The organism is Colwellia sp. BRX8-7 (assembly GCF_014077275.1).
Lineage (GTDB): Bacteria > Pseudomonadota > Gammaproteobacteria > Enterobacterales > Alteromonadaceae > Colwellia_A.
The window spans coordinates 84,350-96,832 of the sequence record NZ_JACGVP010000004.1 but is presented as its reverse complement, the minus strand read 5'-3'; the positions used below and the strand labels follow the sequence as shown (position 1 = coordinate 96,832).

The following is a 12,483-nucleotide window of genomic DNA, read 5'->3' as shown; positions in this document are numbered from 1 at the left end:
AATACATCATCACTTTAGGCTGACTAAATGTTGTTTAAAAAATTCGGCAATGGCTGTAAAAGCTTTGTGTCGATTACGCTGAATAGACAAATAGTGGTCGCCGTCTGCCAATTCAATATATTCAACTGGCTTATTTAAGTCTAATAGTTTCTGGTAAAATCTTTGGCTTTGACGAACATTAACCAAGGTATGGCTGGCACCATGGAATAATAACATAGGTATATTAATTCGCTTTGCCTGATAAAACGGTGAACGGGCGATTAAGTTGTGAACATCTTTACCCATTTGGTGTTCTACAAATTTCTTATTAGTGTAGTAACGACTCTTAAAAACAATATTTCGAAGGTCGCTCACTCCGGCAAAACTGACTGCGTACCAAAATAAGTCAGGTGTTTTTAACGCCGCCATGGCCGCCGCATAACCACCATAACTTGCGCCAACAAAGTACATTAGTATTTACTAATTTAACAAAACCTAATATAATATAATGTAATATTAATTTAACCATACCAATATCACGGAGTTACCATGACTAAGAACGATGCATTAAGACTAATAGCAGGCACAATGATACTTATTTCACTTATTTTAACCGTAACATTATCAATAAACTGGTTATGGTTTACTGCTTTTATTGCGGTCAACTTAATACAGTCATCATTTACTAAATGGTGCCCAATGATGGTCTTATTAAAAAAAATAGGCCTAAAAGATTAACCAAAGACTTTATTCTAGCAACAAACTCGGCGAATATTCTGAACCATCGGTATTAAGGAGTATAAAGTGTAATCACTGCCCTTTGGGCTTACTCATTAATGCTTTAGACTAGTGTGCCGACAGCCAGAAATTTTGCATCCTTCTATGGCGATTAGCTGATCGCCTATTTTTATCTGCTGGTCAGTCTGTCTTAACCGTTAATACATCAATATTTCATACTATTAATGTATTAGAAAAAATTAATAGGATTACTCTTTATAATCGAGTTATTTTTTCGTTTAGGTTGTAGTTTTTATCGGTAACGATAGCTTCCAATACCTCTATTCGACTTAATTGGTCACCCAGTGTTTTATTAACCGCTGCCGCGACTTCTGTCTCTAAATTAGCTTTTTCTAATTTCAACGCTTCTACTTCTAATTCTTTTATTTTCTTTTTATTGGTACTTAATACCAAAATAATTAAAAAACTCACTAAAAAAATCACAGCGATACTTAAAAATACCCAAAGGTTTATATTCATGGTTAGGTTGTCTCATTATTCATTAAATAAAAATGCTATCTTGCAAAGTTTATTCCTTATATATTTTGTCATTATTTCAATCACTTAAAAAACAACAACTTGAAAATATGGCTATATTAGCTAAGCTTTAGTGAAGATTACTATTATTTCGCAGTATCACTTTGGCGATACAGCTCAATCAGTTCACCTTATAACGATTAAGCTGTCTGCCATAGCACCACAAATTTAGCAGGATTAAAACCCATTAAATATTTATAATTTCACCATAAGATTTATTCCCTTAACTACCTATATTCTGCTATGTTTATTGTAAAATCACCGATTGAAAAGAAAGTAAAATGACCCTAAGTTGTAAAATAAAGTTATGCTTTATTAATATCCTTCTTATCGCATCATGGCCACTCATCGCTAATACCTATAAGGTAATTTCTTACGATCCTGCCAATCCTCCACACAATATCTCTACAATAGATCAACAAGGCAAGGCTACAATATCAGGAATATTTTCCGACATATTTCATCAAATAGGAGAAATTACCGGCGATACCTTTATAATGGTTAAAATGCCTGCCGCTAGAGCTATGCTTGAATTTGATCTTGGCCGTGTTGATATTGAACCCGGAATCAACCCTATTTGGCGCAATAATTCAAAAGAAATAGGTTTATATTCCATTGCCTATGAACGTGTTGAAGAAGTGATTGTTTTTCGCTCTGGTGATGAATTTGAAGTAAAAGGACCAAGAGATTTATTTGGACACAAAGTAGGCATAGTTAGAGGCTTCACTTATCCTAGGTTTGAGGCATCCTTTACCAATAATGACATCAACAAGGTATTAAATAAATCAGAAAGTTTGCTCATTAAGCAATTGTTGGCTGAACGTGTTGACCAAATTTTTATCAGTAAATCCTCAATACAATATATGAAAAGACATCTTCCAACTTTAAGGGATATTGTCGTGGGAGACGTGGTGAGCTCGGTAGAAGTTATGATGCGTGTACACCCAACAAAACTTGAACTTTTACCAAGATTAAATAAAGCATTACAACAAATGATTGATAATAAAAGCATTGAGAAAATTATTGCTAAATACCAATAAATAGTTAGCCACGTTGTTAAAATAGTTAATATTCATCATATTGTACGAGTTATAAATCCATCCCATAATATCTGAATAAACAAGCGTTATTGACATGATTTGGCTAACCTGTTGTAGTTAACATTCTACTTAAAATGAATCACCTTAATCATAATTAAAAAGGAATAGATATGCTTAGCTATGCCACCATCGGTGTAACCGATTTAGAAAAATCAGAAGCCTTTTATAATGAACTCTTGGCACCTATAGGCGCTAAAACGTTAATAAAAATGGAACGCATTATATTTATTGGTAAAAGTATGAAAGAGCCCATGCTAGCTATTTGTGTACCTTATAACGAAGCGCCTCAAAACTGTGGTAACGGCAATATGCTTGCTATTGCGCCTGGCTCAAAAGAGCAGTGCGATGAAATGTATCATAAAGCCATTGCCTTAGGTGCGACTTGTGATGGAGAACCAGGGCAGCGTATACCTGACGTATTTTATGGTGCTTATTTTCGTGATTTAGATGGTAACAAAATCGTTTTTAATCATTTTGGTTAATTACCAGTATTCAGGCATAGCGTTGAGTTATGCTTGAATATGACTTTATCATTACACCTTTCCCACCTATCATTTAAAATAACTCTCGATAATGAATGATTATATTACTGACAATTATAGGAAACCGTAACAATTGAATCAATTGACTAAAAAACGCATAGGATGTCCTTATTGTGGCGAAACAATTAAGGTACTCATTGATTCAGCCGACGTAGACCAGCAGTATATTGAAGATTGCCAAGTTTGCTGTAAACCAATAATTTTTTTAGCTTCAGAAAGCATGGACGGTGATCTTGATGTTAATGTTTACAGCGAAGATGATGCGTTTTAAGCCCAATTTAGAAAATACCCCCTATCATTCCCCCTTAGCTAAACGCAGATTCAATCAACATTATTAACAAGGATATTATTGTTCTTTATTCATTTTTGTACCGTTATTGAAAACTAGTGTTATTAAAAGCCCACTATTTTTGTGAGCTGTCTTCGTATAGAATCTGCCTTATAATTTCTACACCTTGACGTTGTCCCAAATCGGCCAGTCAAAATAGTGAAGTTAACTAGCAACATCTTCTTATTCCTTTCTAAAATGATATAAAAAATGAATGATATAACTATAGCAACTCACAACGGTAATTTTCATGCAGATGACGTGTTTAGTATCGCTGCTCTTAAACACATTTTTCCTAACTTTAACCTCATACGCACACGCAATTTAGAGGTTATCGGTAAAGCAGATCTTGTTATTGATGTTGGTGGTGAATATAACGCAGATGCAGGTCGATTCGATCACCATCAGCGTGGTGGTGCCGGTGAACGCGAAAATGGAATTCCTTATTCTTCATTTGGCTTGGTTTGGCAGAAATATGGCTTAGAAATATGTCAGGGTAACCAAGACGTAGCTAACGCTGTTGATGCAGGGCTAGTTTCAACAATTGACGCTATTGATTGTGGCTATACCGAAGGCGCTTCTAAAGGTATAAACCAAGGTATTAGCCTTAGCCAAACGATTTCAATGTTCAACCCTACTTGGCAAGAAGATAGTCACTTTGATAGCTGTTTTGATGAGGCGGTTGAGTTTGCGACACGTATTTTGACACGGTTTATTGCCTCTGCAAATGGCGGAATTAGTGCAAAAGAAATTGTCGCTAAAGCGATTGAGAATGCAGAAGATCCAAGAGTGATTGTTTTAGATAAATATACGCCATGGAAAAGAACCGTTCATGCTCTGTCTGCACAAGCTTTATATATGGTTTATCCTTCTGGTTCTGGTCCTTGGAGAATTCAAACAGTGCCTGTTGAACCGGGTTCATTCGAAGATAGAAAATCACTACCTCAAGCATGGGCGGGCTTATCTGATGATGCGCTAAAAGCCGTAACCGGTATTGACGATGCAATGTTCTGTCATAATGGCCTGTTTATAGCCGGAGCAGAGTCTTTTGAAAGTACTATGAAAATGGCTGCTATTGCATTGCAAGAAGAAAAATAGAAAAACCAAATGTTTTGTAGCTTAAATAGCCTGTTTATAGCAGAAGCTGAGACTTTTGAAAGTACTATGAAAATGGCTGCTATTGCATTGCAAGAAGAATAAAAAAATCGCATTATTCGCACTGTACCAATCACATTGCGATTATATGGCTGATTTCGCCTTAGTGATATCAGCCATAAACCAAACGTTCTGCTACAAAAACTTATGATTTAACTATAGAAATACTGCATGCTATACAGACAAGAGTATAAATATCGTTATATCAAAATCTTAACTATTGCTTAAGTACCGCTATTTGTTTTAGCATTTCAGTTTCTAATCGTCCTATTAATGCCGTAAACCTTGGCTGTTGCGCTAGATCGATAAAATAAGGTGATTGTAATAAGTTAGCACGCCAATTATATAAATAACCATTATCAATGGCAGCTTCGAGGTACTTAATGGTCTGCTCATCGTTATTTTCGAGTGAGCTACTGATAGCAAGGTTCATGTATTCAATACCCAACAAGCGTGCTTGACCTGTAAGATAAAAAGACTCATCTCGTCCCTTTACTCCCTCAACAAGCTTTTCAACTTTGGCTAACTGACCTTGTGCTTTATAAACACGGGCAAGTAGCAAAATGCCATTTACATTTTCTATAGCATCCAATGTTGCGGGGGGTGGTTGATTAACCCATTCATTTATCCCCGGGATATGAAGATTAATCAATGCCTCTGCATCAGCAAATTGTTGCTGCTTGAGTAATAAGTATATGGCACCAGTAATAAAGCGATCTTTGAGTTGTTTACTGGGATATACCGTATTAGCATCGGCTATGGTATCGTTAATGAGTATTAACGCTTTAGCGGTTTGCCCAAGGTAAATAAGACTGTTCACTTTTTGATTGATAATTCCAGCGTTATTGGCATTAATAGACATTGCCTTTTCTGCATATTCAAGAGACTTAAGACCAGATCCCAAAGATAAATAGTAGATCGAAAGTGCTTGAGGAAAATAAGGGTCGTTAGGGTCTAACCTTGCACCATTTTCAGCTAGCTTAATAGCATCAACAATTTGCCCCATATGCTGTGCATATATTTGTCCTAAATAAAAAGGATAAAAAGTATTCTTCGGGTTAACCTTAATAGCTTGTTTAAGCGTTTGTTCCGCTTCTGAATATTTTTGTAATGTTTGTACTAAATATACTGCAAAAAAATACGGTAAATCAGCATTAAGTGGGTCAACTTTTTGAGCCCTTTCAAATAAAGCCCTGGCGTTATCTTCTCCCATTTCAGCACCATTTGATTGTGCATGCCTTATGATGATATCGACATTATTAGGATTTAGCCGATAAGCTTCTTTTGCATACTGATTACGTAACTTACGATCTGTTTTTATAATTAATGACCGAACAAAATAAGCTTCAGCAGAGTTTGGATTAATGCTAAGTACTTCTTTAATTAGCGCTTCTGCCTTATCAAGTATTAGCCAATCAAAGCGACTACCCGTAATAATTTGACGAGCATATGTTTCTGCCAGCTTAATGCGCGCCATCAAAAATTCGGGGGCAATGTCTGTTGCTAACTCAAGAGCAGCAGCGGCATTATCTAAACTTTCAAAGGTATAGGTATGAAGTCCCCTTAGGCCTTGCAGATATAAATCATAAGCTCTAGGGTTAATCGTTTGCGCAGAAGATACTGTCTTAACTAATGATATGCCTAAGGTTTCCTTCAGTGCCTCGACAATTTCTGCTGATATTTCATCTTGTACTTGAAAGATGTCATCAAGCTCGCGATCATATGACTCAGACCACAAGTGTTTATCTGTTTCAGCATTGATGAGCTGAGCGGTTATACGCACTCTTACACCCGACTTTCTCACACTGCCTTCGAGTACGTTTTTTACACCCAAAATTTTAGCAACTTCCGAAATATTAATCTTAGTATCTTTATAGGCAAACGCCGATGAACGAGAGGTTACTTGTAGTTTCGGTATTTTTGCTAATACATTTAATATTTCTTCTGAAATACCATCTGAAAAGTATTCTTGTTCTTTATCAGAAGACATATTTACAAAAGGAAGTACAGCAATCGAGGTACCCTTTGGCTCTGATATTAATGGATTATTTGCATTAACTTTGATGGAAACTTGGGCAATAACTTCAGCTTGTTCTGTTGGCAAGACTAAAGCCGTTGGTGATTGAAAACGACTCTCATAAATAAAGTAAATCAAGGCAATTGCCATAAGGCCAATAATGATAAAATCTAATTTACGACCTGTAAGAGCAGCAGTAGAATCTCCAGATGATATGGCGGATTCAAGCTTGATACCGTCGGGAGTTATTTCAAACGCCCAAGCAAAAAAAAGGGCAAAAGGAAAACCAATAAGACCAAAAAAAAATACCGCAGTATTTATCCAATTAGGCAAGTGTAATGCCGGAACAGCAATTGACGTGATTTGAACAACAACCCAAGCAAGTACAAGGTAGGCAATCCCAACCTTGAAAACATTTCGCCTTTTCAGTTCTGATATCAAAGATTCAGCCACATTTAATCCATAAATATGTTTATTTTTTAGCCATGTATAATCAATGTAATGCTATTAATGACTTAAATCAAACTTGAGAGGTTTAATAAGCCAATTTGCTTAATATAAAATATTACACAAAAAGAACGCCTGCAAAGTGTAAATAGTTATCAGTAACTATAATTGTAATAATAAAAAGACATTAGTTAAGTTAGAACAAACTTAACTGAACCTACAAAAGCAAAAAAACACCAATCATTACAATTGATGTTTTTATATAACTAAGAACGTTTACACTATTATAGTTAGCTCTTAAAGCGACGCGACGCTAAGCCAATTAGACCTAACGCAAAAATTGCCAGGGTAGTTGGTTCAGGAACATTAACAGCAGAATCATTAACAGCAGCAGTACCAAAAAACTCAATTTCACCTAATTGGTGATTATTGCCGCTTACAACCGAAGTTGATTGGTAACGGAAAATACTATATGCCGTATTAACGTTATAATCATCAGCATTTGAAAACTGAATAACTTCAAAGCGTGTTGCCCCCCAAATAGAGCTTCCTGCTACGTCATAAGAATAAATAGACGTATAGTTGATTCCGTCATTTGAGCCTAAGATACTCCACTGATCGGAATCTCTGTTAGGAACATCATTTGCAGAAGAAAGTGTGAATTTATCAAGAATGTAACGATTTGTACCAAAATCAGCTTCTACCCATACATTACCACCATCGCAACACCACTTGGCGTTACCAGATGATAAAATGTTATCAAATACATTAAATGCACTCTCTCCATTGCCAAAGGCAGGTTCTATACTAGAACGAAACATTGCATTATAGTTTACATTCGAATTAGCAAGACCGTCATTCTCTGGATCAGTTAAATCACCACCCACTAATGCCTCAGTTCCTGTGCCAAGAATTAAACTTGCGCTGGCGGTAGTCGTAAGTAAAGTAAGAGCAGTTGTTAATAGTACTAATGGTAAAAAATTCATTTTCATTTTTTGTGCCTTTAAATTTATTTCAATTAAATCTGGGAGATAATTATTAAAACAATAATCATACCCCAGCAAAGCAAATAACAGGCCAACAAATTAAATAGGATATATTTCAATTGGTTATATAAAACAAAAAATAACATTAGAGTAAATATGTAAATAAATCTGACACACCCATCTCATCAACCAGTTGAATTCATTGTATTATTTAAAATAACAGTCATTAAGCTTCATTTAGCAATAAAAAAGTTCATCACGATGATGGCTTAGCTAAATCATTCAAACGTAAAGTGAGGCCAAAGAAACGATAGAACATCGCGCAGCTCTTATAGAAAAGCGATGTAATTTAGCTCAAGATTACGGCATGACCAAACCTATGGTTGCCAGCGAAATTACTGCGAGGGTAAATCACTGAAAAGCTGATATAAGTTGGCAGACCTAAATAAACGCCTGAGAAATTTTTACTTAAACAGCGTTCATTAAAATGAGCTTTATAGCAATTATCATCAATATGAATCCTGCGACTTTATCTATTTTGTGTTTGTGACGATTGAAACGAGGCATTATATTAGGGTGTGATAACAATAACGCCACACCGCTGTACCAAATAAAATGAGCCAACATAATAATTATCCCATAACTTACTTGCATTATTAGCGGAGTATCTACAGAAACAACTTGCGTAAAAATACTTAAGAAGAAGATAGATGTTTTCGGATTTAAGATGTTGCAGGTAAAGCCTCGACGCATCGCGTTAAAAGGCGACATTGCTGCTGTTTGATTGTTGTGATCATTATTTAACAGATCACGTGTTGTTAATAACTGCCAGGCAATATAAATAAGGTAAGCCGCTCCTAAATATTTGATTGTCGCAAATAACCAGGCGGAGTTTGCAATCACAACCGCTAATCCTGCAATCGAATAGCTAGCATGTATACAAACTGATAAACACATACCTAAACTCATATATAACCCCGATAAACGGCCATTATAGATACTCGTGCGAGTCACCATGACAAAATCAGCACCAGGCAACATAGCCATAAAAATAGCGATGGTGCTTACCGCAATAATTTCTGTCATGTAAGTACTTATTAACAACTCCATATTTCTCTCTCATCATTTAAAATAGTCTCATAGCAACTCACTTGTTACTGTGCAGCTATGTTAATATATGAGAAATTTAAAACAATACACCTATTTGTAAAAGGACTTGTGCTTGATGGACACAAATAAACTAATCCCCTTATTGTCTGATATGGCTATTTTGGTAACTGTCGTTGAGCAGGGCAACTTTAGTAAAGCGGCAATCAAACTTGGGGTAACCCCCTCAGCGGTAAGTCGCCAAATTAGCCGATTAGAAGATGCTTTAGGCATAAAACTATTACAACGCACTACACGGCAACTAGCGTTAACAGAGCCAGGAACATTAACCTTTAATTATTGTAAACAAATGATGGAGTCAGCAGAGCAAGCCGTTAATGCCAGTAGCTCGACAACATCAACGGTTAGTGGATTGTTGAGGGTGGCGGCACCAAAATCACTTGCCAATCGAGTATTGCGGCCACTCTTTGTCGAGTTTTTAAAGTGCTACCCTGATATTCAATTGCATTTAAAAGTAACTGACCGGATTTTAGATCCTATTCATGACGGTGTTGATTTCTTAATTCATATCAATGACAACCCGATTGAAGCTTTGGTCAACGTTAAAATTGGTCGCAGTGAACAAGTGTTATGTGCCAGTCCTGATTTTCTAGCTAACCATCCGCTACCAACACACCCCGACGATTTAAAAAATTTACCCTGCCTTTGCTTAGGTGAAAACATGTCAGATAGCCGGTGGCGATTTAGTCAAAAAAATCAACAAACAAGCGTACAAGTCACTGGTTCATATTTACTTAACCACAGTGAAATGCGTCGAGACGCTATTGAACAAGGCTTTGGTATTGGCTCTCTGCCTGATTATATCGCACAACAGGGCATTAGCAGTGGCAAGCTCATTCCACTTTTGGAAGATTGGCGGTTACAAGGCAATTACCAAGGTGATATTTGTTTGCAGTATGTACAAAGTAAATATTTACCCAATAAGAACCGCATTTTTATCGATTTTATGAAGCAAAAATTACAAGAAATACAGCCCCACTCGTGAGGCATTAAACCATTAATTTAAAGACACTCACTTTAAAAATCAAAAAGCAATTAATATGACACTCATGTTAAAAAGCTAAATAGATGACAAATAAACTTCAACATTTATGGAGTCCTCAGCTATAAGAGATATTTGACAATATATTCGTGTGTTAAAGGAAGATGTTGTCAATTTGCTCCCAAAATAACAATTTTTTGGCAAGGCTATTTCTCCAAAATCATGGATTAATAATTTACACCTGTTTTTAATGTCTTCAAGCAAAGAGTTTATTGCAATGGCTTAAATTATGTCGTCGCTTTAATTGCTGATGATCGCAATAATCACTCAGCACATCTTCGTGACCGATAGCACCATGAAATTGTATTCTAAATTCGGTGGTGATGATTAACCACTAAAAGCAACAAAAACCGAAAAAAACAAAAAACTGAGTAATTACTTCACTTTTTACTTTACACTTATAGAGTTGTTACTCTATAATGTTTCTGTTCTCTTTTAGTGAGCACCTGTTGTAATAATTTTATATTTTAGCTTCCCCAAAGCTATCCAGCCGATGAACTTGTTTTCATCGGTTTTTTTATGCCTAAAATTCAATAAAATATAAAAATCACCTGTCGCAATTATAATGGCCATCACTAAAAATTGTCTTTAATCGTCTCAATTAAGCTTATTCATAAAAATTTTTAACTTAATATCACTTTATCCACAGATTCATTTTTTAACGATAACACATTGATTAACCAATTTATTTCAAGAAACCCTACCCTATTAGTTATATTGAATCTCCTTATCATACCAATCACTTTGGCGACTCTTTTTAATAATAAATTAAAAATAAGATACTTAATTTGTAACCTTTCGCAAAGTAGTGCGTAATTATAACTATGAAAGGAAATAAATTTAATAAAATACTCGAACAACATCAGCAACGAATCTATTCGTTAGCTTTGTATATTTTACGTGATAAACATGAAGCGGAAGATATTACACAAGATGTTTTTACGCGTTTATGGAATAACATCCAACAAGTAGATGTTGAAAAAGTATCGGCTTGGCTATCTACGGTAACCCGTAATGCTTGTATTGATAAATTGCGTAAGCGTAAGGAATTCAGCCAAGTTGAAGAAGAGCATCAAGTGACACAAAAACATGAAGAACCGGCAGGGAATTTACAGCACCAACAATTAAGTCGTTGGTTAAGTGAGGCGATTGCTTGTTTAAAAGAACCCTATAGTTCGTTGATTATGTTATGTGATGTACAACAAAACAGCCAAAGTATTGCGGCGAAATCACTTAACTTAACCACCAGCCAAGTAAAAGTCTATTTACATCGTGCACGACGTGAATTGCGAAATAATTTAAAGGGGTATACCCATGAATAATAAAGAATCATGGCAGAAACCATTAGATGATTTTTTAGCGAACAATGACCTTTCAGCTGACACCCGTGTGCTAGCAAGAGTATTGTCCGAGAGCAGTGAATCAACTAATGAACAACTTAGTAACCAACAAATTGCTGAGTTGGAAACAGCGTTACATATTGAAAAACATTTAAATGACATAGGTTTGCAGCCTTTATCAGCCGATTTGAAAAACAAGTTACAGGGCATTAGCAAAACTGAAAAAAGCAGTCATGTGATTTTTGGTTACTTTACACCTAGCTGGAAAAAACTTAGTGCGCTAGCCGCAACCGTTACCGCTATCGCTTTACTCAACACCAATATACTAAGTGATCCTATAAATAAACATCCATCACTGGCAGAAATACAACATGCTGAGCAAGAGTTAGCAATCGCTTTGCAATATATATCATTCGCTAAAAAAATATCAACAGAGCAAATAAAGCAAACATTTGACGAAAATATACAACAACCATTGAACCAAGGTTTATTTAAACCACTTAATCATTTTAAGGAAACATCATGAAAAAATTATTATCAGCACTTATTTTCTTTAGTTCATCATTATTAATGAGCAGTTCAGCTTTTGCCGACGACATTACCAAAGAGCGAGGTTATGTAGACTTTGCCAGTCTTAACTCAGTTTATGGTGAACCTAAAGTGATGGTTAATTTAAATAAAACCATGTTAGGTTTTATTAGCAAAATTAATCTGTCTGATCCAGAAGCATCAGAGTTAATCAGCAAATTAAAAGCCGTTCGTGTACAAATCTATAATATGAAAGGTAGCGATCAACCGGCAATAGATTTAATCGCAAAAGTCAGCAAAGATATTCAATCTAAAAGCTGGTTACCTATTGTATCGGTCAATGAAGAAGATGAAAAGGTACGAGTATTCACCAAAATCACTGATGACCTTATGGATGGTTTAGTGGTTATGGTTATTAACAATAAAAGTGATAAGGACGGCCGAGAAGCGGTATTCATTAACATTGTTGGTGAAATAGACCCGGCACAAATTAATAAAGTAACCAAATCACTTAACATTGATATTGACTTAAAATAAC

General features: G+C 35.6%; 14 protein-coding genes. 9 read left to right on the top strand and 5 right to left on the bottom strand.

Going from position 1 to position 12,483, the window contains the following annotated elements:
• Positions 1-9: 9 nt before the first annotated feature.
• Positions 10-450, bottom strand: coding sequence for a S9 family peptidase (locus tag H4J57_RS05300; RefSeq protein WP_182242166.1), 441 nt, complete (start codon positions 448-450; stop codon positions 10-12).
• Positions 451-528: 78 nt separating this feature from the next.
• Here H4J57_RS05300 and H4J57_RS05295 point away from each other — a divergent pair, with 78 nt between their 5' ends.
• Entirely contained in the window at positions 529-717 is a 189-nt protein-coding gene (locus tag H4J57_RS05295; RefSeq protein ID WP_070375470.1) for a DUF2892 domain-containing protein, read from the top strand.
• Between the two features lie 255 nt (positions 718-972).
• Here the strand turns inward: H4J57_RS05295 and H4J57_RS05290 are convergent, their stop codons facing one another.
• Positions 973-1,236, bottom strand: a complete 264-nt coding sequence (locus tag H4J57_RS05290; protein WP_070375469.1) for a hypothetical protein — start codon at positions 1,234-1,236, stop codon at positions 973-975.
• A gap of 338 nt (positions 1,237-1,574) precedes the next feature.
• Here H4J57_RS05290 and H4J57_RS05285 point away from each other — a divergent pair, with 338 nt between their 5' ends.
• From H4J57_RS05285 to H4J57_RS05270, 4 genes are all read left to right on the top strand, one after another.
• Positions 1,575-2,333: an ABC transporter substrate-binding protein gene (locus tag H4J57_RS05285; protein ID WP_182242165.1), complete on the top strand. Its 759-nt coding sequence runs from the start codon at positions 1,575-1,577 to the stop codon at positions 2,331-2,333.
• Positions 2,334-2,503: 170 nt separating this feature from the next.
• On the top strand, positions 2,504-2,875 hold the full coding sequence (locus tag H4J57_RS05280; RefSeq protein ID WP_070375467.1) for a VOC family protein: 372 nt from the start codon (positions 2,504-2,506) through the stop codon (positions 2,873-2,875).
• Positions 2,876-3,008: 133 nt separating this feature from the next.
• The gene (locus H4J57_RS05275) at positions 3,009-3,206 is read left to right on the top strand and encodes a CPXCG motif-containing cysteine-rich protein (protein ID WP_182242164.1); all 198 of its coding nucleotides are present in this window, start codon (positions 3,009-3,011) and stop codon (positions 3,204-3,206) included.
• A gap of 267 nt (positions 3,207-3,473) precedes the next feature.
• Entirely contained in the window at positions 3,474-4,361 is an 888-nt protein-coding gene (locus H4J57_RS05270; RefSeq protein WP_182242163.1) for an MYG1 family protein, read from the top strand.
• A gap of 274 nt (positions 4,362-4,635) precedes the next feature.
• Here the strand turns inward: H4J57_RS05270 and H4J57_RS05265 are convergent, their stop codons facing one another.
• The 3 genes from H4J57_RS05265 to H4J57_RS05255 form a co-directional block, all read right to left on the bottom strand.
• Positions 4,636-6,888 carry a hypothetical protein gene (locus tag H4J57_RS05265; RefSeq protein WP_182242162.1) on the bottom strand — a complete coding sequence of 751 codons (2,253 nt, stop codon included), beginning with the start codon at positions 6,886-6,888 and terminating at the stop codon, positions 4,636-4,638.
• Between the two features lie 284 nt (positions 6,889-7,172).
• A complete protein-coding gene (locus tag H4J57_RS05260) occupies positions 7,173-7,874 on the bottom strand; it encodes a PEP-CTERM sorting domain-containing protein (protein ID WP_070375463.1) in 702 nt (233 codons plus the stop codon).
• 462 nt (positions 7,875-8,336) lie between these two features.
• On the bottom strand, positions 8,337-8,978 hold the full coding sequence (locus H4J57_RS05255) for a LysE family translocator (protein ID WP_070375462.1): 642 nt from the start codon (positions 8,976-8,978) through the stop codon (positions 8,337-8,339).
• A gap of 115 nt (positions 8,979-9,093) precedes the next feature.
• On the opposite strand from H4J57_RS05255, the gene H4J57_RS05250 reads away from it, so the two are divergent.
• The 4 genes from H4J57_RS05250 to H4J57_RS05235 all read left to right on the top strand — a co-directional run bounded on the left by H4J57_RS05250 (position 9,094) and on the right by H4J57_RS05235 (position 12,482).
• Positions 9,094-10,020, top strand: a complete 927-nt coding sequence (locus tag H4J57_RS05250; protein WP_182242161.1) for a LysR family transcriptional regulator — start codon at positions 9,094-9,096, stop codon at positions 10,018-10,020.
• 881 nt (positions 10,021-10,901) lie between these two features.
• Positions 10,902-11,399, top strand: coding sequence for an RNA polymerase sigma factor (locus H4J57_RS05245; protein WP_070375460.1), 498 nt, complete (start codon positions 10,902-10,904; stop codon positions 11,397-11,399).
• Positions 11,392-11,943 carry a hypothetical protein gene (locus tag H4J57_RS05240; RefSeq protein ID WP_070375459.1) on the top strand — a complete coding sequence of 184 codons (552 nt, stop codon included), beginning with the start codon at positions 11,392-11,394 and terminating at the stop codon, positions 11,941-11,943. The genes H4J57_RS05245 and H4J57_RS05240 overlap by 8 nt, the downstream gene beginning before the upstream one ends.
• The gene (locus tag H4J57_RS05235; protein ID WP_182242160.1) at positions 11,940-12,482 is read left to right on the top strand and encodes a DUF4252 domain-containing protein; all 543 of its coding nucleotides are present in this window, start codon (positions 11,940-11,942) and stop codon (positions 12,480-12,482) included. Before H4J57_RS05240 ends, H4J57_RS05235 begins: the two co-directional genes overlap by 4 nt.
• Position 12,483: the final 1 nt, after the last annotated feature.

Excerpts from the sequence above, each read along its gene's own strand:
- H4J57_RS05260 (WP_070375463.1), bottom strand. The coding sequence starts at position 7,874 with ATGAAAATGAATTTTTTACCATTAGTACTATTAACAACTGCTCTTACT.
- H4J57_RS05235 (WP_182242160.1), top strand. The coding sequence starts at position 11,940 with ATGAAAAAATTATTATCAGCACTTATTTTCTTTAGTTCATCATTATTA.
- H4J57_RS05285 (WP_182242165.1), top strand. The coding sequence starts at position 1,575 with ATGACCCTAAGTTGTAAAATAAAGTTATGCTTTATTAATATCCTTCTT.
- H4J57_RS05280 (WP_070375467.1), top strand. The coding sequence starts at position 2,504 with ATGCTTAGCTATGCCACCATCGGTGTAACCGATTTAGAAAAATCAGAA.
- H4J57_RS05245 (WP_070375460.1), top strand. The coding sequence starts at position 10,902 with ATGAAAGGAAATAAATTTAATAAAATACTCGAACAACATCAGCAACGA.
- H4J57_RS05295 (WP_070375470.1), top strand. The coding sequence starts at position 529 with ATGACTAAGAACGATGCATTAAGACTAATAGCAGGCACAATGATACTT.
- H4J57_RS05300 (WP_182242166.1), bottom strand. The coding sequence starts at position 450 with ATGTACTTTGTTGGCGCAAGTTATGGTGGTTATGCGGCGGCCATGGCG.
- H4J57_RS05255 (WP_070375462.1), bottom strand. The coding sequence starts at position 8,978 with ATGGAGTTGTTAATAAGTACTTACATGACAGAAATTATTGCGGTAAGC.
- H4J57_RS05250 (WP_182242161.1), top strand. The coding sequence starts at position 9,094 with ATGGACACAAATAAACTAATCCCCTTATTGTCTGATATGGCTATTTTG.
- H4J57_RS05270 (WP_182242163.1), top strand. The coding sequence starts at position 3,474 with ATGAATGATATAACTATAGCAACTCACAACGGTAATTTTCATGCAGAT.
- H4J57_RS05290 (WP_070375469.1), bottom strand. The coding sequence starts at position 1,236 with ATGAATATAAACCTTTGGGTATTTTTAAGTATCGCTGTGATTTTTTTA.
- H4J57_RS05240 (WP_070375459.1), top strand. The coding sequence starts at position 11,392 with ATGAATAATAAAGAATCATGGCAGAAACCATTAGATGATTTTTTAGCG.